Origin of the sequence: Polaromonas sp. UBA4122 (assembly GCA_002381615.1) — a bacterium.
In the GTDB taxonomy this organism is placed as follows: Bacteria; Pseudomonadota; Gammaproteobacteria; order Burkholderiales; family Burkholderiaceae_C; genus Polaromonas.
The window spans coordinates 15,001-37,846 of the sequence record DFWY01000019.1 but is presented as its reverse complement, the minus strand read 5'-3'; the positions used below and the strand labels follow the sequence as shown (position 1 = coordinate 37,846).

Here is a 22,846-nt window from a genome sequence, read left to right as displayed (position 1 = left end):
GTCAGGCTTCCCGCGCAACGGACGGTGCGCATTGCACAGCCAGAGCCTGGCCATGCCGCACGGCGCACGCCGCGATCCAGGCCTGGCCCAATGCCAGGCCGGCATCGCCGCAGCCTGCGTCTTGCGGCTGAAACACGCCAAGTCCGGCGCGCTGCAGCGCGGCGCCCAGGCGCTCGGTCAGCACCCGGTTGGCGAAGCAGCCGCCGCCGACCACCACGGTGTGCGTGCCGTGGGTGCGTGCCGCCTCGATGGCACGATGCGCCAGGCCCGCGGCCAAGGCCAGGTGGAACATGGCCGCACCCTGCGCCTGCGCCTGGCTGCCGCTGCCCGCCAGGGTGAACAACTCGGCCAGCAGCGGACGCAAGTCGAGCGAGGTCCATGGCAGCTCGAATTCGGGGTGCGCCTGCAGCCACTCGCGCGCCCGCACCTCCAGCGTCATGGCCGCCTCGGCCTCGAAGGCCTGGCGCACGCTTAAGGCCAGCGCGCCGGCCGCGGCGTCGAACCAGCGGCCTGCGCTGCTGCTGCGTGGGCACTGCAGGTCGCGCTGCAGCAGCGTGTGCACCCCTCTCGCCGCCGGCGCGCCGACCGCCGGCGCAAAGCGTGCCTCGATCTCGTCACCGCGGCCCAGGGCAAACAGCGCAGCCGCAGCCATGCGCCAGGGCTCACGTGCCGCCGCGTCTGCGCCGGGCAAGGCCAGCGGCACCAGATGGTCCAGGCGCTGCCACTGGTGCGCCGCGGCAAGCCCATTCACCCACAGCACCTCCCCGCCCCAGGCGCTGCCGTCGTCGCCGAGACCCACGCCGTCGAGCGCCAGGCCGATCACCGGGCCTGCGACGGCGTGTTCGGCCAGGGCCACGCCGATGTGCGCGTGGTGGTGCTGCACGTCGATGGCCGGCACCTGCATCTGCTCGGCCAGCGCCAAAGCGACGCGGGTGCTGTGGAAGTCGGGGTGCAGGTCGTGCGCCACCGCCTGCAGCGGGCCCAACGCCCGGGACAGCAGCGACTCGATCGAGCGCTCCAGTGCCGCGCAGTTCGCGGCTTCGCCCAAGTCGCCATGCAAAGGTGACCAATGAACCTGGTCGCCATCGACCAGGCAGGTGCGGTTCTTCAGGTAGGCGCCACAGGCCAGCACGCGCGCGGGTGCAGCGCGCGGCAGGCGGGTCGTATGGGCCAGCTCGTTCATGGACGTTCTTGCAGCGCGGCGTCTTCACGCAGCAGCCAGTCCAGCCAGGTCTGCATGCCCTCGCCGCGCGTGGCCGAGAGCTGCAATACCGCGATGCGGGGGTTGACGCGGCGTGCGTATTCGATGCATTTCGCCACATCGAAATTGACATACGGCAGCAGGTCGATCTTGTTGATGACCATCAGCGTGGCGGCGGCGAACATGTCGGGGTATTTCAGGGGTTTGTCGTCGCCTTCCGTGACCGACAGGATCACCACCTTGGCGGCCTCGCCCAAATCCCACAGCGCCGGGCAGACCAGGTTGCCGACGTTTTCGATGAACAGCAGCGCCTCGGGGCCGTGGTGTTCGCGGGTGTGCTCGTGGGCATGTTCGTGCCGGTGCCCATGAGGGTGGGCCTGAGCATGCAGATCGAGGCGGGCAAAGGCGTCGCCCACCATCTGCGCATCGAGGTGGCAGCCACGCCCGGTGTTGACCTGGATGGCCGGGGCCCCGGCCGCGCGGATGCGCTCGGCGTCCAGGCGGGTCTGCTGGTCGCCTTCGATCACCGCCAGCGGCAGTTCCGGTGCGCGGCGCCGCAGTGCCTCAATCGTGGCGCACAGCAGGGTGGTCTTGCCCGCGCCTGGACTGGACATGAGGTTGTACGCGGTCACCCCATGCGCCGTGAAATGCGCGCGGTTGCGGTCGGCCAGGCGCTGGTTGGCGCCCAACACATCGGCTTCGAGCTTGACCGTGCGCGCCTGGCTCAGCCCGGGCACCGCGCCATAGTGCAGGTCGCCGCTGGACGGGTCCAGCGCCACGGGCGCGGCATGTTCATGCGCGCCATGATCCTCCGCGTTATTGCAGCCACAGACGACACACATCGTTGTCTCCTTCAATCGTTCAACACGACCAGGTCGCGCACGCGCAATTCGCTGCCACCGGTAACTTGCACAGGATAGCCGTCGCAGCGCGGGCAGGGGTCGGCACGGCTGGTGATCGTCACCTCGGCCCCGCAGCGGGCGCACCAGGCGCGCCCGAGCGGCTGATCGATGTGAATCTGCGCCCCCTCCAGGCAGGTGCCGGGCACGATGGCGTCGAGGGCAAAGCGCAGCGCCGGCACTTCCACGCCCGCCAGCGCACCGGCCTCCAGTCGCAGCGTGGCCACACGCTTGAAATGCGCGCGCGCGGCGGCTGCCTCCACCATGCGCACGATCTCGTCGGCCAGGCTCAGCTCATGCATGGGCGGAGAGCCAGACTTCGGCCCATTGCAGTGCTGCGGCCAGGTGATCCAGCGCACCGACGCTGGGCGGCTCGCCGAGCTCGAAACGCTCGCCGCGAATCGCCAACAGCGTGCAAGGCGGCGGCTCTTCGCCCCGCAGGTCGCGAAACACCTGCATCAGCGCCTGCGGTGACATGGCGTGCGTGATGAAGCTCGCATCCTGCGCAGCCCGCAGCTGCGTCACCTCGAACGGCGCGCGGCAACTCAGGCTGGCATCGACAAACAGCACGCGCTGCCGGCCCACCAGGTCGAGGGCATGTTCAATCTGCAACTGGTAGTCATCGAGGTATTCCACACTTGCGGCAGGCACCAGCGTGGCGCGCAAGCGTTCAATGCACAAGGGCCCCAGCGCGTCGTCGCCGCGGCTCAGATTGCCCCACCCGAACACCAGCAGCGGCGCCACCGACGCAGGCTGTGCCATCATGTCGGCAAGCCCACCGGCGAACCCAGGTCATGCAGGAAGACACCGTCGTGCGACTTCACGACGCGGTCGATCAGCTCGCCCTCCGGCCCGAGCAGCGCCACATCCAGTGGCATCTGCCCCAGCGCATGGGTGGCGCAGGACAGGCAGGGGTCGTAGGCGCGGATGGCCACCTCAATGTGGTTCAGCAGGCCTTCGGTTAGCTCGCGCCCGTCGAGGTACTCGCGCGCCACCGAGCGCACCGCTTCGTTCATCGCCTGGTTGTTGTGGGTGGTCGCGACGATCAGGTTGCACCTCGTCACCAGGTCGTCGTCGCCGACCTCGTAATGATGGATCAGCGTGCCGCGCGGCGCCTCGATCACCCCCACGCCGCCGCGCCGGCGCGGACCAAAGGCCATCAACTCGCCGGACAGGATGTCGGGGTCGTCGAGCAACTCTTTGATGACCTCGATGCAATGCAGCACCTCGATCATGCGCGCCCAGTGGTAGGCCAGCGTCGCGTGGATGGGCTCGCCCTGGCCCCAGTCCAGAAACAAGCGGCGTTGCGCTTCGGCCAGCGGGCTGGGGATGAAGTCGCAGTTTTGCAACCGCGCTAGCGGCCCCACCCGGTACCAGCCCAGCTCGGCCCCCAGGCTTTTGAGGAAGGGGAACTTCATGTAAGTCCAGGGCTTGACTTCTTCTTCGATCAGGTCGAGGTAGCCCTGATCGCTGGCGCCGTCGAAGAGGATCTTGCCGGCCGCGTCACGCGCCCGGATGACACCGTCGTACAGGTCCAGCGCCCCATCGGCGCGCACCAGTGAGAGCATGTTGGAGCGGAAGCTGCCGAAGCTGTCGTACAGCGCCGGGTTCTGCGCGTGCAGTTGTTTGGCGATGTCCACGGCGTCTTGCGCCCAGGCGATCATCTGCGCCACGTCGCGCTGCAGCAGCGCACGGTCTTCCAGGCTGACATGCTTGTTGACACCGCCCGGCACCGAGCCGGTGCCATGCACCCGCTTGCCCGCGGTGGCGCGAATCACCTCCTGGCCGAACTTGCGCAGCAATACGCCCTTCCTGGCGATGTCGGGGTGCGCCTGCGCCACGCCGACGATGTTGCGCCGGTTCACTTCGGAGTCGAAGCCGAACAGCAGATCCGGCGCTGACAGGTAGAAGAAGTGCAAGGCGTGCGACTGCATCACCTGCCCGTAGTGCATCAGCCGGCGGATCTTGTCGGCCGAGGGCGTCACGGGCAGCGCCCCCACCACCCGGTCGAACGCTTTCGATGCCGCCAGGTGGTGCGACACCGGGCAGATACCGCACAGCCGCTGCACCATCACCGGCACTTCCCAGTAGGGCCGACCTTCAATGAATTTCTCGAAGCCACGGAACTCGACGATGTGTAGCCGCACCTGCTGCACCCGGTTTTGCGCATCGAGCAGGATCGTGACCTTGCCATGGCCTTCGACCCGCGAGACGGGGTCGATGGCGACCCGGCGCAGGCCTTGTGATACGACTGCAGGGTCGGCGGTTTCAAGCGATGGGGTCATGGTCAGTCATAGTGCATCAGGCCAGGCCCGAGGTGCGGTGTGCGCCCGGCCATCAGATCGGTCAGGAAGCGCCAGAACGCGTCGGCCGAGGGCGGGCAACCGGGCAGGAAGTAGTCCACATGCACCACCTCATGGATCGGGTGCACCTTGTTCAGCAGCAGCGGCAGCTCGGGGTCGTCGGGAATACCACTGCCCCCGCTCAGGCCGGGCCGACTGCGGTACACGTCAGTCAGCAGTGCGCCCAGGTCGAGGTGGTTGCGCTGCGCTGGCAGGCCGCCGTTGATGGCGCAGGCGCCCACTGCCACCAGCGTCTTGCAGCGTGCGCGGAACTCGCGCAGCAGCATCACGTTCTCGGCATTGCACAGGCCGCCTTCGATCAGACCGATGTCGCAATGGCCCACTTGCTTGATGTCGGTCAGCGGCGAGCGGTCGAACTCAATGTGCTCGATGAGTTCGAACAGCCGCTCGTCGATGTCGAGGAAGGACATGTGGCAGCCAAAGCAGCCGGCCAGCGAGACGGTGGCTACTCTGAGCTTGCGCGCTGCGTGCAGCGGAACAGGAGCGCTCATGCAATGCCTCCGTCCAACTGCTCGGAGACGGGCTTGACATCGAAGCGGCGTTCACCGATCGGGATCGCGAAACCGCGTCGCTTGGGCAGGATCACGCCCACCGGACAGATGCTCGTGGCGCGGTCCTCAAGCGCCATCGGCGTGTCGACCAGCCGGCCGCTGGCGCTGTTGACCAGCAGGTGCGTCTGAATGCCGTGGCCGCTGATCGCAAAGATGTTTTTGCCGTCGACATCGCGGCTGGCGCGCACGCACAGTTCGCACAGGATGCAGCGGTTGAAGTCGAGCAGGATGTCGGGGTGGCTGGCGTCGACCGGGCGGTCCGGGTAAAACTCCTCGAAGTGTGGCCCTTCCATGCCCATCTCGTAGGCCGTGGCTTGCAACAGGCAGTTGCCGCTTTTCTCGCAACTCGGGCAGAAGTGATTCCCTTCGACGAACAGCATTTGCAACAACGTCTTGCGGTGGCCGTTGAGTTCTTCGGTGTTGCTTTCGACCTCCAGAGCGGCTGCGGCCCGTACGGTGCAGGCGGCGCCGACACGACCGTTGACCTTCACGCTGCACAGCCGGCACGAGCCGTGCGCCGCAAATTCCGGGTGCCAGCACAGGTGCGGGATGTAGCGGCCGGCGCGTGTGGCGGCCTGGATGACGGTCTCACCGAGGCGGAACGGCACGTCTTCACCGTCAAGCGAGAAGCTCTGCCCGGGGCTCACTTCATCTGTCATGGCCGGTTCTCCAGATGGGCGCCGACGTCGTCGCGGCCGGTCATTCGGCGCGCGATCGACAGTTCGGCGTCGAGATCGAAGCCGGGCTCGAAGTGCAGCGACTTCAGGTGCCGCTCGTAGGCTGGGCGGAACTTGGCAATCGTATCGCGCAGCGGGTTGCAGGCCGAGGCGCCCAGGCCGCAATGGGTGGTGGTGTGCATCAACTTATCAAGCTCGAACAGCACGTCGATGTCGTACCGTGAGCCACGGCCCCCGCCTGTTGCATTTGCCAGCTTGTCCAGGCGCCGCACCACCAGCTCGGTGCCGACGCGGCACGGCGTGCAGAAACCGCAACTCTCGTGCGCGAAGAAATGCGCGAAGTTGCGCGCCACCTCGAACATGTCGCGCGAACGGTCGAACACCATGAAGGCACCCGCCGTCGGTACATCCTCGAAGGCGATGCGCCGGCTGAATTCAAACGCCGACAGACACACGCCCGAGGGCCCGCCCACCTGCACCGCCTGCGTGTCGCGTGCGCCGCAGTCTTCGAGAATGTGGTCGATGCGCGTGCCGAACGGGTATTCGTACAGACCGGGTCGTTCGCAGTCTCCGCAGACCGAATGGATCTTGGTGCCGGTGGACTTCTGAGTGCCGATGCCCGCCCACCACGTGCCGCCATGCACGGCGATGTGTGCGGCGGCGCAGTAGGTCTCGACGTTGTTGACGGTGGTCGGCTGGTCCAGGTAGCCCCGCTCGACCGGAAACGGCGGGCGGATGCGCGGTGTTCCGCGCTTGCCTTCGAGCGACTCGATCAAGGCCGACTCTTCGCCGCATACATAGGCGCCTGCACCGACGTGGATGTCGATGTCGAAATCGAATCCCGGCTGGCCCAGGATGGCGGGACCGAGCAGGTGCTGTTCGCGCCGCCGCTGCAAGACTGCATGCAAGTGCTCCAGCAGATAGCGGTACTCGCCGCGCAGATAGACCAAGCCTTGTCTGGCGCCGATGACGAGTGCGGCCACGGTCATGCCTTCGAACACGTCGTCGGCCTGGCGGGTGAGCAGCACGCGATCCTTGAAGGTGCCGGGCTCGCCTTCGTCGGCGTTGCACACCACGTAGTGCGCCGCACCGGGCATCGAACCGGTCGCATTGCGGCACAGCTCCCACTTCAAACCGGTCGCAAAGCCCGCGCCGCCGCGGCCGCGCAGGTTGGAACGCTTCATGTCGTCGAGCATGGTCTGCGCGCCGCGCGCAAGCGCCGCCGCGATGGCCGCGCCACGCGCAAGCGGCGGGCCGAGCAGCACGTCGGCGCGGCGGATGTCGTCGTCGATGGCGAACCATGGCGCGGGCCACTGCAATACCGGCACTTGGGTGCGAATCAGCTCGGCCATCTGCGCCACCCGCGCTGCGTCGAGCCGTGTGATCACATGGCGGTGGTTGATGAGCAGCGCCGGACCCTGGTCGCACAGGCCCGTGCACGAGGTGCGGTCCACGCTCACCAGGCCGTCGGCGCCGACCTGGCCGGGCGCTATGCCCAGCCGAGTGCACAGATCAGCCATCAAGGCCACGCTGCCCAGCATGCGGTCGGTGATGTTGTCGCTGAACAGCACGCGGTAGCGGCCCACCGGCCGAGTGTGAAGAAAGCGGTAGAAGCTGGCCACACCTTCCACGTGGGCCAGGGTCAGCTTCAGTTCGCGGGCGACTACACCGAGCAGGTCCCGAGACAGCCAGCCCATCTGCTCCTGTATCTCACGCAGGATCTGAACCAGCGCATGCGGGTCGCGCCCATGGCGGGAGAGCACCTTGTCCAAGGCCTCGTCCTCGAAGCTCATGGTGACTTCATCGCTTGCTGATTTGCCATGACGATCCCTGTGCGTTGGCCACCCAGGTTGGATGGATAACTCCCAATAAGGCGGGTCTCGCTTCGTCAGAGCGGGTCGGCGACCGGAACGAGATCCCTCAATGTATCACGGTCAAGCAGACACACAAGTCTGCGAGATGGCAGTCTTAAGTGCTGGCTACACTTTACGCATGCCGAAATTCCCGGTGCTGGAGCCCCGTCATGCAAGTAGCCCTGCCCGCCGATCCGAACCTGTGTCCGCTGTGCAGGCAATCCAACCAGTGCGCCGGGGAAGTGGAACGCACCACCGGCGTGAAGCAGCCGCCGTGCTGGTGCAACGACGTCAAGTTCGAGGCCGAATTGCTGTCGCGCATCCCGGAACACGCGCGCCGCAAGGCCTGCATTTGCGCCGCCTGCAACCAGACCGATGCGCCGTAAGCTGCCTTGACCGTTTTCTGCTGCACTGGCTGATCGTGCCGACCCTCTGGATGGACGTGGCGCCGATCACGCCCGAACTGCACCTGAAGGTCAAGACTGGGTCCGTCTGATAAATACTATCTAATTGATAGCTGCTTGCGCAGTAGTGACGGGGGTTAGATGCCAATTTTGTACTTAAACCCGTCATGAAAACTGCACCTTGGGGTGCCGTTTTCACATGTTCGACAGGCGAATGACTTGCCATCCCTGTGCTTGGCACTGCGCACACATGCCTTCCAACGCGCCGCCAGGGCTGGCGTGGGCCACCACGATGTGGGTGGCCAGTTGGGCGATAAGATTGTTTCGCGCTGTGGCGACCTCTCCAGTCAGCCGGGTGGCAGCAGTAACAGCGCTCACTACGGACATGATCCCTTGCGCCAACGGCCTGGCCCACTCGGGGAGGCAACTTGGCAGCCTCGACCGGTCGCGCCAATACCGCCACAACCGGGCTGCGCGCCTCAATTAAAACTTTTAATGTCCATCACAAGGTTAAATCCACCGGCTTCCAGCCGGTCAGCTTCAGCTGAGAAAATGACGGAGCTGGAGGTGTGAAATGGACTACAGATATGGAAGCCATACGGTATTTCAAATTGAGTATCACTTTGTGTGGGTGACGAAATACCGGTACAAAGTTCTGACTGGGGAAGTTGCCGAACGGGTAAGGGAGTTGGTTCGCCAAGTGTGCGCGACGTTTGAGATCAGGATAGTGAAGGGGGTGGTGAGCAAGGACGACGTGCAAACTCCGGCGCGGCACGGAACCAACTGCTTATATGCGGAAACCGGTTCTCATACGCCAACCAACACAGAAATCGGACCGCTTGGAGACCTGCATGGTGACGCGTAGCGCGCCCAGCAAATCCTGGTCAATGTTGTCAAATATGCGAGCCATTATGTGAATTGGAATCCGTTTTTCTTGTTGCGGTGTCGCTTGTTGTTGCATTGTGCCTTCAACATCTGGCTATGCCGAGTCGCGACTACAGGCCTGAGCCTGCACGGTTTGGATATCGCAGTGCGGATTCTCGCGAACTGAAAGGCCTGCAATGGGTTGTTCCGTATGTGGCCTGCACGTTAAAGCGCCGGTCTGCGGTTCGCCGTAACCCAAGGCCATAAATGCTATTAAATTTATAGCCTGTCGCGCCTATTAAATATGGGCGAATGGCCTATTTCATCAAGAAACTTTCTCTAGAAAGACCAGAACCACCGCAGCCTCAAAGTTCGCTGGCATCCACCCGTTGCCGTTGCTTGATCACCACCCGCAAGGTGGGATGATCCGGTTTGCCCGAGCGGAACAGCATCACGTCGGCGCTGGCGCTGACCCATGAGGCCATGTCCGCCATAGCCTCCGGCGAGGAAGCGAACGAGGCGAGTTCAGGCCCCAGCTCCGCGCGCAAGGACTGCAGGAGGGAAGCTTGGGTCTTCGTCACAGTGTCCTCCGAGCTCGAGCCGGAACCGGGGTTCAGCAACACCAGGTCCATTTGTTCGAGTTTCTGATGCGTAAAAAACAAGGTCTGCTCAAAATGCGCGCCTTCGCACAGCACATCGGGCACCCGCAAAGACCCCAGAGCCCCCGACGAAAGCCGGCGCGGTAAGCGGACCGGAAGGGCGCCCACCAGCGCGGGCTCCATCTGTTGGCGGGTCATGCCCAGCAAGGTGGCATTTTCAAGCACCGTCTGCGACCAGGCACTGGAGCACCCCCACAGCGCACCGGCCAGCAGCACGGCCAACCGAAACCGTAAAGAAAGAGGTAAAGGGTACAACCAGGAAAATTTCAATTCAAACCCCGCAGGACGCCGGAGCCGTTCTGGCAACGAGTGTCGTGCCAAACCGACCGTTTGCAAACAAGCGCTGATCTTACAAAAACGGTTTGCCAAGGCGTGCGCACCGCGAGATTTAACAGGCGTGTTGCGGGGTATTGCCGAGGCCAAGCGAGGGTTAAATCATATGTATGCAGTCGAAACCAATTGAAACATTCTGCAAGCATATCAATTCGATCTCCGTTGCCCTTTACGCTAAGCCTCTACATCGCCCTGGCATTGACGGTAGCAAGCTGGTTAGCTGGGGGTAATCGTCAAACTTTTCCTGTAATCTTCGCTGCAAATGACCTCGCAAGCTGACGTTCTTCAATCTTGTCTGCAGGAGGCGGCCAAAGCGGCCAGGCCCGCGCTGGAGCACTGTATTGAAGACGCGGTAGCCGCGCTTCAGGTCGCTGAAACCCAGAGCATGAAAGTGGCCGAACGCGATGCGTTGGCCACGGCCTGGAGAGAGTTGCTGAAAAACAAGGCGGCCTGGAGCGACCAGTACCCCGCCGACCTGCTCGACCTTTTCCATGCCAACGTGGTCGCAGCCGCGCAGGCGGCCTGGGCCCCTGCCGCAACGCCCGCCGCAGAACACGCGCCGACACAGCATGCCGTTTCAACGGGCACTTCAATGAGTGGGTTCCTGTCGCACGACACTTTTTCGTTGGTGGACGACGCCGATGTCTTGCAGGCGATCGAATCATCGCGGCTGCTCCAGCAGGTGCTGCCGGCGGTTGAGCAGACCCTGGCCGAGCTCAACAAGCTGATCAGCACCGTGCAGGGCCTGCCCAATGTCAGGCCAGAGCTCAATCCGCTGCGGCCTGACGCTTTTGCGCAGACGCTTCGCGAGATGCTTTCTGCAACCCTCGCTGAGCCGGCCATCGCCTCGCTGTGGATCAGTTACCTGGCCGACCCGCTCGGGCGCGAACTCAATCGGCTGTATGAACGGCTGGTCAACCAGCTGGAACTGGCCAACGTGCAGGGCGCCAGCTACCGCGTGCTGCAAACGCCTGCCAGCGCCGCCAGCGGCCGCGCAAGTGGCAAGCCCGGCGATGGCGACGGACCGGGCTCTGGCAATGGCGGCAGTGGCAGCAACATCGGCGGATGGGTCGGCGGCCCGGGTGCTTATGTGTCCGACGAGCCGATGGTCCAGCAGCCTTCGCAGTACGCCGACCTGTCCAATGACGACATCAGGGGCGAGCTGTTTCAGGACTTTTTGTTCCATGGCGGCAGCCAGGCCCATCACGGGCTGGCGCCCGCTTACTACGCCACCGTTGAGGAAGAGCTGGCGGCCCTGAAAGCTGCGCCTGAATCGGCATCGGTACCGCTGGCAGAGTCGCGCGCCGCGCCGCGGCCCGACGACCAGAGCGTGCCGGTGCTTGACCGCCCGCAGCGTTTTGTCGATGAACGCAGTCCCCTGAGCCAGCAGGTGTGGGGCGCTTATGGGCGCCCCAGGGAACGCGCCATGGTCCGTACCCAGCTCAAAAAAGAAGCCCAGCGCGTGGGGCAGGTGCTGGGGCTGGAGGTGGTGCGCAAGCTGGTGAACCAGGTGGCGCAGGATCCCCGGCTGCTGGTGCCGGTGCGCGAAGCCATTGTGGCGCTGGAGCCGTCGCTGCTGCGCCTGGCCATGGTGGACCCGCGCTTTTTCAGTGACGAAGGCCACGCGGGTCGGCGTCTCATGGAGCGCGTGGCCCAGCGCAGCTTCAAGTACAACGATGAATTCAGCCCCGAGTTCGTGGCTTTTTTCGAGGCGGTGACGCGCGCCTTCAATGAACTCAACGGGCGGTCCATTGAAAATGCGCAGCCTTTCGGTCGGGCGCTGACCACGCTGGAGTCTGGCTGGGACGCGCAGGACCAGCGCGAGACGGAAAACCGCATTCACGCGCTGCAGGCCCTGCGCTTTGCAGAGGAGCGTCAGACGCAGGCCGACCAGATTACCTTTGACCTGAGCAAGCGCTCGGACCTTGAAAAGGTGCCTGGCCTGGTGCTCGACTTTCTGTTTGGCCCCTGGGCGCTGGCCATGTCGCATGCCAAGCTCACCGACACGCGCAAGCAGCTAGATCCCCAGGGCTTTGGCTCGGTGGTGCCCGACCTACTCTGGAGCGTCAAGCGGGACGTGACACTGAAGCAGCCAGCCAAGCTGATCGAGATGATCCCAAGCTTGCTGGGCAAGCTGAACGCGGGGCTGGTATTGCTCGGACAGGACCCGCGCGAGAGTGCGCCATTTTTTGAGGGTCTGATGAACTTGCACCGGCCGGTGCTCAAGCTGCGCCGCCTTAAAAGCCAACGCGATGCGGAAGAATCCGGCGCGGTGCCGCTGGAGTTGGAGCCGGAAGAACTCCCGGCAAGCCCAGGGCAGCGCCGGGCCAAAGCGGCCGCCGGGCCCTGGCTGGGTCCGGGCGACCTGGACGCCGCCGGCTTTGAAGACACGCTGCCCACCGCGCCAGGTGAACTCGCGCCGCTTGAAGAAGAAAAAGAAGAGAAAAAAGAGAGCCTCGCAGCGATTCCCGTGCCAAGCGCCGCCGCGGCTGGCGATGCGGCCGAGCATGCAGCGCCGGCACCCGAGCCAGCCGCATCGCCAGCCGCAGGCACGGCCATGGCCCGGAGCGACGCCGAGCAGCAACTGCTTGGCCTGCGGGCGGGCCACTGGGTCGATCTGTATTCCAGGAACCGCTGGCTGCGCGCCCAGCTGATCTGGGCCAGCAGCAAAGGCACGCTGTTCATGTTTGTGAGCCACGGCGGTCAGCCGCACTCGATGACCCAACGAAGCTGCGAGCGGCTGATCCGGGAGCGCCTGCTGCGCCCTGTCGAGATGCATGGCGTGGTGGCCCAAGCGCTGGACCGACTGGTCAAAGAGGCGGTGCTAGCAGACACTTGGGCGCTCAGCTTGGGCGCCTGGGCAAACCCAAAAAAACTCCCTGAATAGCTATCATTTTAGTAGCTGTTTGTTCCCGCTGATAAAGGACCGTAGGCAAATTTGACTCTCTATTTCGGCAACTTTTTGCGCCTGCTCACCTCCAGCAAACGCACGCGCCGCAGCAATCGGCAGTTGGCCGGGGCCATGGCTTTTCCGACCGGGGTGCTTGACCTGCGCACAACAGGGAGCTTGCCGTGAAACCCTGGCCTGAAGCGCTCGATGAACCTCCCGTGGCACCCAACACCGCGCCGCTTGAGACCGCGCGGCCGGGTGATTTTCAGTCACTGCAATACGTCAAGCCCTTTGTGCGCGACGACGGCGCAGCCAAGTCGCTGCATTTCACGCTGGGCGAGTTGCAAAGCCGTATGCGCACGCGTCAGCCTTGGCGTCTGGAGGTGGACTACACCCGGACCATGATGGGTTTTCTGCTGTTCAAGCAGACCCCGGCGCACATCGGCATGATCGGGCTGGGCGGTGGCTCACTCGCCAAATTCTGTTACCGGCAATTGCCGGTGTGCAAGATGACGGTGCTGGAGATCAACCCGTATGTGATTGCCCTGCGCCGGGAGTTTCAGGTGCCGGATGACGACGAGCGGTTTCAGGTGATCGCTGCCGACGGAGCCCTTTTTTTACAGACCGAAAAGCCCCAGTTTGATGTGCTGCTGGTCGATGGTTTTGACCATGAAGGGCAGCCTGCCGCGTTGTGCTCGCAGCGTTTTTATGAGGACTGCTTTGCGGCGCTGTCCGCCGACGGCGTGCTGGTGGTCAATCTGCACTACGACCACCCCGATTACCCGGTGCTGGTCGATCGCATCAGCCGCAGTTTCAACGGCAACGCGGTTGAAGTGCTGTCCGAGGAAAGAAGCAATAGCATTGTGTTTGCGTCCAAAGGCAAAGCCATTTCGCCGCGCGCCATGCGCCTGTCAAAAAGCCTGTCGAGTCTGGATGAGGAGGCGCGCAAACAACTCAAATCGGAGCTGGCGCGGATTGTCTGGCAAATGAAAAACCTTGACGAAGCTGGCGCCGCCTAGGCTACGGTTCAGTCAAGCCCGAACGGTGTCGTAAATTATTAAACGCTCAATAATGGAGCAGCCTGCGCAAATAGCCACCATCCCGGCACAGCGGAAAATGAAAGGTTAAAAAATGAGTCTGAAAACAAACTTCTCTTTTGAGGTGCTGTACCCTGCGCAGTCAGACATCGCCAAGGCGCAGCGCGATGAAGTGATGAGTTCCCTCGGGACTTCGCTGCAGACGCTGTTTGCCGCGGACGACAGCGCGGCCGCCGTGGTGGTCAGCGACAGCCACAAGGGCAGCGACAACAAAATTGTGGAGCTGGTAACGACGCTGCAAGACCCGCAGATTGCAGCCATCCTCAAGGCATTTTCTGACCAGCATGGCGTGACCGTAACCGCGCTCGAATAAATAGTCGGCAACGGGCAACGGGCAACGGTCAACGGGCAACGGGGTGTTGCAGCGTGCGCTCCATCAGCCCCGCCATGTCCCCATGCAGCCAGGACCGGCTGCGCTGATCGTCGGGATTGGCGCGGCGGGGTTCGCACACTTTACCGCCAGCATAGGCGCCCCCGAGTACTATAAAAATAATAGCTGCTTGAGCCCGTCCTTATTGGGCAAAAGTCACTTTTTTCTTGAAACTCGGGTCTGCAAAGGCGCTCGGAGCCGGTTGCAAGTCGGGCGCTTTGTGTTGCAAAAATGAACCGCTGGCAGCACTGGCATCCGCAGGCTAATGCCGAATGGCCGGGCCTGGCGTAATGAAAGATTTTTCTCGCGTGATTGCTAACTTTTATGCGCATAATCGCAGCGCATGGGCAAACTCAAACAGTTGGAATCTTTTGTGTCGGTGGTCGCGCGCGGCAGTTTGACAGCGGCGGCCAAGGCCGAGGGGGTGGCGCCCGCCATCATGGGTCGGCGGCTGGATGCCTTGGAGGCGCGGCTGGGCGTGAAGCTGCTGGTGCGCACCACGCGGCGCATCGCCCTCACGCACGAGGGCAGCGCTTTTCTGGAAGACTGCCAGCGCCTCCTGGCTGACCTGGCCAATGCGGAGGCCAGCGTGTCTGCAGGCGGCATGAAGGCGAGCGGCCATTTGCGCATCACCGCGCCGGCCGGGTTTGGCCGCCGCCATGTGGCGCCGCTGGTGACGAAATTCCGCGAGCAGCATGCGGACGTGACGATCACGCTGAACCTGAGCGACCGCGTGGTGGATTTGGCGGGCGAGGGTGTTGACTGCGCGGTGCGGGTGGGCGACCTGCCCGACTCTTCGCTGGTCAGTGTGCGCCTGGCCGACAACCGGCGCCTGTGCGTGGCCACCCCGCGCTACCTGTCAGCCCACGGCACGCCGCAGCACCCCAGCGAGCTTGCAAAATATGACTGCCTGACGCTGTCCAGCGATGCATCGCAGACGCGAGGCTGGGCGTTCAAGGTGGGCGGCGAGCTGGTGCACCTCAAGCCCGGCGGTCCGCTCGATTGCTCGGACGGGCAGGTGCTGCACGACTGGTGCCTGGCCGACTACGGTATTGCCTGGCGCAGCACCTGGGAAGTTGAATCGGAAATTGCGGCCGGCCGGTTGGTGGCGGTGCTGGAAGACTTTGCCGCACCGCCCAATGGCATTTACGCCATGTTTCCGCAGCGCAAGCATTTGCCGCTGCGGGTGCGCTTATGGATCGATTTTTTAAAGCATCACTACAGCCAGTCGGGGTTCTGGCGGGCATCATGACACCGCACGCGACGGCTCACACGAAGCGCCTGGTCCTTTGCGCTGACGACTTTGCCGTCCATGGCCAGGCATCACTGGGCATTGCCAGGCTGGCCGCCATGGGGCGACTCAGCGCCACCAGCGTCATGGTGTTGTCACCGCGCTGGGGCCAGGACGTCGCCCTGCTGCGCGAGCTGCGCGGGCGCATCGACGTGGGCCTGCACCTGGACTGGACCAGCGACTTTGCGCGCCGGGCCGGGCATGGCATGTCGCTGGGCATGGCCATGCTCAGGGGCGCTGTGGTGGGTTTTGATAAAAAGGCGGCGCGGGCCGTGATAGAGCGTCAGCTCGATGCGTTTGAAGCGCAGTGGAAAGCGCCACCCGACCATGTGGATGGCCACCAGCACGTGCAGCAGTTTTCCGGCATTCGTGAGGCGCTGGTGCAGGCGCTCAGCAGCCGTTACCGCGGTGCGGCACCCTATCTGCGCATCTCGCGGGCAGCACCGGGGCAGGCCGACTTGAAGAGCCGCATCATCTCCGGCATGGGCGCAAATGCTCTTGAAATGATAGCTGCTAGAGCAGGTTTGACGGGGGCTGTAGCCTTATCTGGCATCCATGATTTCGAAGGTGACGGCAAGCGCTATGCCCGGTGCATGGAGGGCTGGCTGCAAACCTCTCCCGCAGGCAGCATCATCATGTGCCATCCGGCACAGGGCCTGGAGCCGCAAGATACCATCGGCGCGGCGCGGCTGCGGGAATTTGACTATCTGGCTGGGCCGACGTTTCCCGCTGCGCTGGAGAAAGCGCACGTGACGCTGGCAAGGTTTAACGACACCGGGGGTAGTGGGGGGCAAAGAAGCGGGCCACTAGAATCCCCGGTGTGAACAAATTTCCGAGCAAACAACAAACATCCTGGCTGATCCTCGCCCTGCTATGGGCCCTGCTGCTGGTACTGTCTGTCCTGCGCCCGCTGGCGGTGCCCGATGAAGGCCGTTATGGCGACGTCGGCCGCTGGATGCTGCTAAGCGGCGACTGGCTCACGCCGCGTCTCAACGGCCTTCCATTTTTCCACAAGCCGCCCTATTTATACTGGCTGCAGGCACTGTCCCTGGCTACGTTTGGCATCAATGAATTCGCCCTGCGCCTGATACCGGCCCTGCATGTGGGCCTGATGCTGGTGGCTCTTTACCTTGCAGCCCGGGCGATCACCACGGAGCACATTGCCCGGCGCGCGGCCATCATGCTGGGCACCAGTCTGGCCTTTCTGGTGGGGGGCCAGTATGTAAACCACGACATGCTGGTGGCCGCCTGGATTAGCGTAGCCATCTGGTGTTTTGCATTTGCCTTCATGGCTGGTGACAGGCCACAGGCCATGTTGGCGCGCCTGGGATTTGTGGCCTGCGCCTTGGGCATGCTCAGCAAGGGGCTCATCGGCTTCGTGCTGCCCGGCCTGGTGCTGCTGGTCTGGCTGGTCTGGACGCGCCAGCTCCGCAAAATTTTGTACCTGCCGTGGGCCAGTGGCCTGCTGCTGTTTGCCGGCATTGTGGCGCCGTGGTTTGTCCTGGCACAGCAACAGTACCCTGAGCTGCTGAATTACATGTTCGTATACCAGCAGTTTTCCCGCTATACCGCCAAGAGTTTCAACAACCCGCAGCCCTGGTGGTTCTACCTGCTGGCGATGGGCTTGCTGCTGTTTCCCTGGGCGCTTTTTGCGTTGGCCCAGGTCCGCCTGAATTTCCGCACGAAGGCCCGCCCAGAGCCGGACGCCATTCTCATGCCCCGCCAGTGGCTGAGCCTGTGCTGGATCTGGGTGTTGTGCATTACCGCCTTTTTCTCCATGACCACTTCCAAGCTGGTGGGTTACATCCTGCCGGTGATTCCGGCCGTGGCATTGCTGGCGGCGCTGGGCTGGGAGCGCGTCATGGCGCACCGTGCCTGGGCCGGCAAGCTGTTCATGGCCCTCTGCGTGCTGAACCTTGGCATCGCCACCGCGATTGTTCTCAAGGTCGGTGGTATGACGGCGGCATGGCGTTCGCAAGATATCGCACAGCTTCTAGCTTGCGAGGCGAGTCCGTCCGATACGGTTTACACCGCAGATGGTTTCCCCTACGATTTGCCGTTCTACACGCAGGCCGCCAAGCCCATGGTGGTGCTTCAGGACTGGGCTCAGCTTCGTGCCACTGCGGGTGACAGTTGGGAACGCGAGCTCTTTGAAAGTGCTGATTTTGACGCGAAAGCGGCCAAAGTGCTGCAGTCGCCCGAGGTCCTCGCTACGGCAGGGAAGGTAGCCGGCAACTGGCTGGTGATGCCAGTGGAGTCCGGCATGACCGACGGGCTGAACGGCTGGACACTGTTCGCTACTGGCGCGGGCTGGAAACTCTACAGGTCAGGTCGCATGGACCCTGTTATGCCTTCAGCGGCGGAACGCCCAGAAGCGGCTCAGCATAAAGGTCTGGCCGGCTGCAAACACTAGCGCGGTGAACAGCGCTGCCAGCGAAGGCCAGCCCAAAGCCCGCAGCAGCAGTACAAAAACCAGCTCGTTGCTCACAAAGCCAGCCAGTGCCGTCACGACAAAGCGGGCAAAACTGGTGGCCACCGAGGTTGCAGCATCGCGAAAGCTCAGTAGCCGGTGTCCGGCAAAACTCACAAAAAAGGCCACACCAAATCCCAGCGCATTGGCCAACTCAGGCCACATATGGTGGCGCGCCAGGGCAAATACACCCATGTGGGTCAGCGCTGCGCAGCCGCCCACGGCGAGGAACCAGAAGGTTGACGGATTCAAAGGTAAAAACCCGTTACAGCAGTGAAGAGGTCCGCGCCGGGGCCTGCAGGATTTGCGCGTTATCGGCTGGCCCGGGCGGGTTCAGTCCGGATCCCTGGCGCTGGCTGACGAGGTAGGCCGGACGCTGCTTGACTTCTTCGTAAATCCGGCCCACGTACTCGGCCAGCACGCCGACAGACAGCAGCTGGATGCCACTGAAAAACATCATGCCGACCACGATCGTGGCGTAACCGGGGACGGCGATGCCGGACACAAAATAGTCCACCACCACCCAGCCGCCATACCCCAGGGCCACGGCCGACAGGGCCAGCCCGAGGTAGGTCAAGGCCCGAAGTGGCGCAGTGGAAAACGCCACGATGCCCGTGAGCGCCAGCGAGAGGGAGCCACGCAGCCCGAAATTGGAAATACCGCCGACACGTGACAGGGGTTCGTAGTCCATCGCCGTGCTGTTGAATCCCACCCAGGCGTACAGGCCCTTCATGAAACGGTTGCGTTCGGGCAGGCTTTTCAAGGCCTCCACCACCCTGCGGTCCATCAGGCGGAAATCCCCCGCATCGGCCGGAATCTGCACCCGGTTGCCCCAGTTGATCAGTTTGTAGAATAAGCCTGTCAGTCGAATTTGCAGGCCCGACTGGTCAACCCGGGTTTTGCGAACGGCGTACACCACATCCGATCCGTGCTTCCATTTTTGTAGCATTTCAGGCAGTATTGACGATGGATGCTGGCCATCTGCATCCATCAGGATGACCACGTCGCCGAGCGCTGTTTCCAGGCCTGCGGTCAGGGCGGGTTCCTTGCCGAAGTTGCGCGAGAGTTTCAGAAAGACCACCTGAGGATGCGCCGCGCACAGGCCCTGCATCACTTGTTCGGTGTCATCCCGGCTGCCATCGTCCACCACGATCAGCTCCACCTGGCCAGACAGCGTGGCCAGCACGGCCAAAACCTCGGGCACAACCCGGCTCAGGTTGCGCGCCTCGTTGTAGGCGGGCATGACGCAAGAGATGGACGGGGTATGCCCGGATCGGGCCGGCGGCAAGGAAAGGGAAGGTATCGTCATGACAGCATCATGCCAAAAGAAAACCGTCCAGCACGGCTGGCAGGGCTTTTTTGCACCTGTTTGGGCAAACCAGGTGGGCCGCCGCGCCGACTGATTTGCTCGGGCACGCCTTCAAGAAGGCCTTGCGCTCGTCACATTTTTTGCCTTTGGCGTCCTTGTTGCACCTGGCCATTTTGCTTTGCTGGGCAGTTTTGCTGGGCTGTCTGCGGCTTGGGCTAGTGGTGACAGACTCAGCGAAAAAGCAAAACCGGCAGCGATCAGGGACAACAGCTTTTTCATGGAGGCGCCAATGCGTTGAGGATTCAGGGTTGAGTTCCAGTTGGAGTTCCAACACATAACGCCGTCGGCCGGAAATTCACTGACCGGCTTAAACGTAAAATAAGCCCATGCTCTCGATTAAAAAAGACCTGCTCACGGCGTTGGCTGCCGGGCTGGAACAACTCTCTCCCGATGCGGGTGACAAGGCCGCCTTTGAGTCCCCCAAAGTGGCGGCCCATGGTGATTTTGCCTGTACGGCCGCCATGCAGCTGGCCAAGTCGCTTAAACAGAACCCCCGCCAGACGGCTGAAAACCTTCGTGCCATCTTGTTGCAGGCCCCCGCTTTCGAGCGCTGGGTGGATGCAATTGAAATTGCCGGCCCGGGTTTTATCAACATCCGGCTCAAGTCCGCCGCCAAGCAGGAAACCGTCCGTGAGGTATTGCAGGCCGGGGCGCTGTACGGCAGCCAGCCAGCCGACAGCGAGCGGCGCATGATTGTCGAGTTTGTGTCGGCCAACCCAACCGGGCCACTGCATGTGGGCCATGGCCGGCAAGCCGCGCTGGGTGATGCCATCTGCAACCTGTTTGCGACGCAGGGTGCGCAGGTGTACCGCGAGTTCTATTACAACGATGCCGGGGTGCAGATCCACACCTTGGCGACCAGCACGCAAGCGCGCGCCAAAGGCCTCAAACCAGGCGATGCCGGCTGGCCCGAGCCGGCCTACAACGGCGACTATATTGCCGACATCGCTGCCGACTTTCTGGCCGGCAAAACCGTCAAGTCCGATGACCGCGAGTTCACCGCCTCGGGGGACGTGGAGGCGCTGGATGACATCCGCCTGTTTGCCGTGGCTTACCTGCGCCATGAACAAGATCTGGACCTGAAGGCTTTTGCCGTCAAGTTTGACAACTACTACCTGGAGTCCAGCCTGTACCTCAGTGGCAAGGTCGATGCTGTCGTGAAGAAACTGCACGACGCCGGCAAGACCTACGAGCACGACGGCGCACTGTGGCTCAAGTCCACCGAGTATGGCGATGACAAGGACCGTGTCATGCGCAAGGGTGACGGCAGCTACACCTACTTTGTGCCCGACGTGGCCTATCACCTGGCCAAATGGGAGCGGGGTTACAGCCAAGCCATCAACATCCAGGGCATGGACCACCACGGCACCATGGCCCGGGTCCGCGCCGGGCTGCAGGCGGCGGGCGCCGGCATCCCGCAGGGCTACCCCGACTACGTGCTGCACACCATGGTGCGTGTGGTGCGAAATGGCGAAGAGGTCAAAATATCCAAGCGCGCCGGCAGTTACGTCACGCTGCGCGACCTGATTGAATGGACCAGCGCGGACGCCGTGCGTTTCTTTCTGCTCAGCCGCAAGCCAGACACCGAGTACATCTTTGACATTGACCTGGCACTGGCCAAAAACAATGAAAACCCGGTGTACTACGTGCAGTACGCGCACGCCCGCATCTGCTCGATCGTTACGACATGGGTCAGCCAGGGCGGCGATGAAAGCCGCCTGAAGGCGGTGGACCTGTCGGCGCTGACCAGTCCGCAGGCCCAGGCGCTGATGCTGCTGCTGGCCAGGTACCCCGACATGCTCAGCCATGCGTCCGCCGGTTTGGCACCGCATGATGTGGCTTTTTACCTGCGTGAACTCGCGGCCTGCTACCACAGCTATTACGATGTCGAGCGGATTCTGGTTGATGAAGAGGCGGTCAAGCTGGCGCGCCTGGCGCTGGTCGCGGCCACCGCGCAGGTGTTGCACAATGGCCTCGCGGTGCTGGGCGTCAGTGCACCTCGCAAAATGTAAAGAGCGCTTGATGCACTCAAACATTCAAGCACTCAGAAACCAAGGCAAGGAAGTTGGGCAAGGTATGAATAAACAACGAGGCGGAACCCTGCTGGGTTTGATTATTGGCGCGCTGATTGGCCTTGGCGCCGCGCTGGCCGTGGCGGTGTACATCACCAAGGTGCCGGTGCCTTTCATGAACAAGAGCCAGCCGCGCAATCCCGACAGTGATGCCGCGGAAGCCAAAAAGAACAAGGACTGGAACCCGAATGCGCCACTGGCCGGGAAAAATTCCGTCAAGCCGCCGCCCTCGGCTTCCGGCGAAGTGAGCAGTGTCACCGTGCCCGACTCCACTGCGGTGCCCCCCCCAAAAACCGCTAAACCAGCTGTGTCGGCCGACCCGCTGGGCGATCTGGCCAAGGCCAGGATGGACGCGCCGTCATCAGGCTCGGGCGTTGATCCGTTCACTTATTTCATCCAGGCCGGTGCGTTCCGCACACCGGAAGACGCGGAGCAGCAGCGTGCCAAGTTGCTGCTGCTGGGCATGCAGGCCAAGGTCACTGAGCGAGAGCAGTCGGGCCGAACGGTGTACCGCGTGCGCGTGGGGCCGTTTGGCAAAAAGGAAGACGCCGACAAGGCCAAGGAACGGCTGGACAGCAACTCGATTGAGACGGCTTTAGTCAGGGTCCAGCGATAAGCTGGTTGAACTTTTCCGAGGCACTGTGTCAAACTTCGGCACGGCACTGATGCTTTATTGTCAATCCGCTGCTGTGGCGGCTGTTTTGGAACAGCCGGGTTATCTCAGCTATCCCCGTTATTCCAGGAGAAAAATTAATGCAACGACGTGAGTTTTCGCTTTCAGCCGCTTCCATGGCAGCTGCCGCCACTTGGGGTGCTGCAGCCCTGCTGCCCACCGCCGCGCAAGCCCAGGCCCGAGCCTTCAAGGACGGCGCTGACTATTTGACGCTGGAAAGGCCGGCGCCGACCGAAGCCCCCGCAGGGCAGGTTGAGGTGGTGGACTTCTTCTTTTACGGCTGCCCGCATTGCAACGCCTTTGAGCCGCAACTTGAAGCCTGGAGCAAAAAATTACCCAAGGACGTGACGCTCAGGCGCGCTCCGGTGGCCTTCCGCCCCGATCTGGAGCCGCAGCAGCGTCTTTACTATGTGCTCGAAGGAATGGGCAAGGTTGATGAACTCCAAAAAAAGGTGTTTAACGCCATTCATGTGGAAAGGCAGGCGCTCAATACGGCAGATCAGGTGGCGGCCTGGGCTGAAAAGCAGGGCATCAGCAAGCCCAAGTTCGTCGAGATGTACAACTCGTTTTCGGTGAGCACCAAGGTGCGCAAGTCCACACAGCTGATGGACAGCTACAAGGTGGACGGCGTGCCGGCACTGGGCATCGCCGGCCGTTATTACACCTCCGCCGAACTGACTCAAACCATGGAACGTGCGCTGCAGGTTACTGATTACCTGATCGGGCAATCCCGCGGCAAAGCCAAGTAAGGCCAAGTCGGGCGACGGGAACACCCTGAGCCCCTCAAAGCCCTGACCAGCGGCAGGTCGG

The 22,846-nt window shown here is 63.0% G+C and carries 24 protein-coding genes and 1 pseudogene; 11 read left to right on the top strand and 14 right to left on the bottom strand.

The features are described from left to right. Position 1: 1 nt before the first annotated feature. From B3F77_RS02680 to B3F77_RS02645, 8 genes are read right to left on the bottom strand one after another with little or no spacing between them, the layout of a single operon-like run. Positions 2 to 1,183 carry a carbamoyltransferase HypF gene (locus tag B3F77_RS02680; RefSeq protein ID WP_293603459.1) on the bottom strand — a complete coding sequence of 394 codons (1,182 nt, stop codon included), beginning with the start codon at positions 1,181 to 1,183 and terminating at the stop codon, positions 2 to 4. Further along, positions 1,180 to 2,043, bottom strand: coding sequence for a hydrogenase nickel incorporation protein HypB (gene hypB / locus B3F77_RS02675; RefSeq protein ID WP_293603458.1), 864 nt, complete (start codon positions 2,041 to 2,043; stop codon positions 1,180 to 1,182). The genes B3F77_RS02680 and hypB overlap by 4 nt, the downstream gene beginning before the upstream one ends. A gap of 11 nt (positions 2,044 to 2,054) precedes the next feature. After that, positions 2,055 to 2,402, bottom strand: coding sequence for a hydrogenase maturation nickel metallochaperone HypA (gene hypA, locus B3F77_RS02670; protein WP_293603457.1), 348 nt, complete (start codon positions 2,400 to 2,402; stop codon positions 2,055 to 2,057). Next, positions 2,395 to 2,865: a hydrogenase maturation protease gene (locus tag B3F77_RS02665; protein WP_293603456.1), complete on the bottom strand. Its 471-nt coding sequence runs from the start codon at positions 2,863 to 2,865 to the stop codon at positions 2,395 to 2,397. The genes hypA and B3F77_RS02665 overlap by 8 nt, the downstream gene beginning before the upstream one ends. Beyond that, entirely contained in the window at positions 2,862 to 4,385 is a 1,524-nt protein-coding gene (locus B3F77_RS02660; RefSeq protein ID WP_293603455.1) for a Ni/Fe hydrogenase subunit alpha, read from the bottom strand. Before B3F77_RS02660 ends, B3F77_RS02665 begins: the two co-directional genes overlap by 4 nt. Before the next feature lie 2 nt (positions 4,386 to 4,387). Next, positions 4,388 to 4,954 carry an NADP oxidoreductase gene (locus tag B3F77_RS02655; RefSeq protein WP_293603454.1) on the bottom strand — a complete coding sequence of 189 codons (567 nt, stop codon included), beginning with the start codon at positions 4,952 to 4,954 and terminating at the stop codon, positions 4,388 to 4,390. Beyond that, complete coding sequence (locus B3F77_RS02650; RefSeq protein WP_293603453.1) at positions 4,951 to 5,673, bottom strand: 2Fe-2S iron-sulfur cluster-binding protein; 723 nt, start codon at positions 5,671 to 5,673, stop codon at positions 4,951 to 4,953. The genes B3F77_RS02655 and B3F77_RS02650 overlap by 4 nt, the downstream gene beginning before the upstream one ends. After that, positions 5,670 to 7,484 (bottom strand): NAD(P)H-dependent oxidoreductase subunit E, encoded by a 1,815-nt coding sequence (locus B3F77_RS02645; RefSeq protein ID WP_293603452.1) that lies wholly within the window; start codon positions 7,482 to 7,484, stop codon positions 5,670 to 5,672. The genes B3F77_RS02650 and B3F77_RS02645 overlap by 4 nt, the downstream gene beginning before the upstream one ends. Before the next feature lie 230 nt (positions 7,485 to 7,714). On the opposite strand from B3F77_RS02645, the gene B3F77_RS02640 reads away from it, so the two are divergent. Next, positions 7,715 to 7,930, top strand: a complete 216-nt coding sequence (locus tag B3F77_RS02640; RefSeq protein ID WP_293603451.1) for a cysteine-rich CWC family protein — start codon at positions 7,715 to 7,717, stop codon at positions 7,928 to 7,930. 213 nt (positions 7,931 to 8,143) lie between these two features. On the opposite strand, the gene B3F77_RS02635 is transcribed toward B3F77_RS02640, so the two are convergent. Beyond that, entirely contained in the window at positions 8,144 to 8,335 is a 192-nt protein-coding gene (locus tag B3F77_RS02635; RefSeq protein ID WP_293603450.1) for a hypothetical protein, read from the bottom strand. A gap of 187 nt (positions 8,336 to 8,522) precedes the next feature. On the opposite strand from B3F77_RS02635, the pseudogene tnpA reads away from it, so the two are divergent. Continuing rightward, positions 8,523 to 8,705: pseudogene (gene tnpA / locus B3F77_RS02630) on the top strand (IS200/IS605 family transposase); the annotation flags it as partial. A 472-nt stretch (positions 8,706 to 9,177) separates the two neighbouring features. Here tnpA and B3F77_RS02625 read toward each other — a convergent pair. Next, complete coding sequence (locus B3F77_RS02625; protein WP_293603449.1) at positions 9,178 to 9,741, bottom strand: hypothetical protein; 564 nt, start codon at positions 9,739 to 9,741, stop codon at positions 9,178 to 9,180. A 325-nt stretch (positions 9,742 to 10,066) separates the two neighbouring features. Here B3F77_RS02625 and B3F77_RS02620 point away from each other — a divergent pair, with 325 nt between their 5' ends. From B3F77_RS02620 to B3F77_RS02595, 6 genes are all read left to right on the top strand, one after another. Continuing rightward, positions 10,067 to 12,691: a DUF1631 family protein gene (locus tag B3F77_RS02620; RefSeq protein ID WP_293603448.1), complete on the top strand. Its 2,625-nt coding sequence runs from the start codon at positions 10,067 to 10,069 to the stop codon at positions 12,689 to 12,691. 185 nt (positions 12,692 to 12,876) lie between these two features. Beyond that, a complete protein-coding gene (locus B3F77_RS02615; protein ID WP_293603447.1) occupies positions 12,877 to 13,713 on the top strand; it encodes a fused MFS/spermidine synthase in 837 nt (278 codons plus the stop codon). Positions 13,714 to 13,825: 112 nt separating this feature from the next. After that, positions 13,826 to 14,104: a hypothetical protein gene (locus B3F77_RS02610; protein WP_293603446.1), complete on the top strand. Its 279-nt coding sequence runs from the start codon at positions 13,826 to 13,828 to the stop codon at positions 14,102 to 14,104. A gap of 400 nt (positions 14,105 to 14,504) precedes the next feature. Next, complete coding sequence (locus B3F77_RS02605) at positions 14,505 to 15,413, top strand: LysR family transcriptional regulator (RefSeq protein ID WP_293603445.1); 909 nt, start codon at positions 14,505 to 14,507, stop codon at positions 15,411 to 15,413. After that, the gene (locus tag B3F77_RS02600; RefSeq protein WP_293603444.1) at positions 15,410 to 16,276 is read left to right on the top strand and encodes a ChbG/HpnK family deacetylase; all 867 of its coding nucleotides are present in this window, start codon (positions 15,410 to 15,412) and stop codon (positions 16,274 to 16,276) included. The genes B3F77_RS02605 and B3F77_RS02600 overlap by 4 nt, the downstream gene beginning before the upstream one ends. Continuing rightward, a complete protein-coding gene (locus tag B3F77_RS02595) occupies positions 16,273 to 17,865 on the top strand; it encodes an ArnT family glycosyltransferase (protein ID WP_293603443.1) in 1,593 nt (530 codons plus the stop codon). Before B3F77_RS02600 ends, B3F77_RS02595 begins: the two co-directional genes overlap by 4 nt. Here B3F77_RS02595 and B3F77_RS02590 read toward each other — a convergent pair. The 4 genes from B3F77_RS02590 to B3F77_RS02575 are packed head-to-tail and all read right to left on the bottom strand — an operon-like array spanning position 17,806 to position 19,510. Further along, positions 17,806 to 18,174: a GtrA family protein gene (locus tag B3F77_RS02590; protein WP_293603442.1), complete on the bottom strand. Its 369-nt coding sequence runs from the start codon at positions 18,172 to 18,174 to the stop codon at positions 17,806 to 17,808. The genes B3F77_RS02595 and B3F77_RS02590 overlap by 60 nt on opposite strands. Before the next feature lie 13 nt (positions 18,175 to 18,187). After that, a complete protein-coding gene (locus B3F77_RS02585) occupies positions 18,188 to 19,231 on the bottom strand; it encodes a glycosyltransferase family 2 protein (RefSeq protein ID WP_293603441.1) in 1,044 nt (347 codons plus the stop codon). A 7-nt stretch (positions 19,232 to 19,238) separates the two neighbouring features. After that, complete coding sequence (locus tag B3F77_RS02580; RefSeq protein WP_293603440.1) at positions 19,239 to 19,403, bottom strand: PsiF family protein; 165 nt, start codon at positions 19,401 to 19,403, stop codon at positions 19,239 to 19,241. Beyond that, positions 19,343 to 19,510, bottom strand: a complete 168-nt coding sequence (locus B3F77_RS02575) for a hypothetical protein (RefSeq protein ID WP_293603483.1) — start codon at positions 19,508 to 19,510, stop codon at positions 19,343 to 19,345. Before B3F77_RS02575 ends, B3F77_RS02580 begins: the two co-directional genes overlap by 61 nt. A gap of 107 nt (positions 19,511 to 19,617) precedes the next feature. Here B3F77_RS02575 and argS point away from each other — a divergent pair, with 107 nt between their 5' ends. From argS to B3F77_RS02560, 3 genes are all read left to right on the top strand, one after another. Next, positions 19,618 to 21,303: an arginine--tRNA ligase gene (gene argS / locus B3F77_RS02570; RefSeq protein WP_293603439.1), complete on the top strand. Its 1,686-nt coding sequence runs from the start codon at positions 19,618 to 19,620 to the stop codon at positions 21,301 to 21,303. Between the two features lie 64 nt (positions 21,304 to 21,367). Beyond that, complete coding sequence (locus tag B3F77_RS02565; RefSeq protein WP_293603438.1) at positions 21,368 to 21,979, top strand: SPOR domain-containing protein; 612 nt, start codon at positions 21,368 to 21,370, stop codon at positions 21,977 to 21,979. 137 nt (positions 21,980 to 22,116) lie between these two features. Continuing rightward, positions 22,117 to 22,785, top strand: a complete 669-nt coding sequence (locus B3F77_RS02560) for a thiol:disulfide interchange protein DsbA/DsbL (RefSeq protein ID WP_293603437.1) — start codon at positions 22,117 to 22,119, stop codon at positions 22,783 to 22,785. The last annotated feature ends 61 nt before the right edge of the window (positions 22,786 to 22,846 follow it).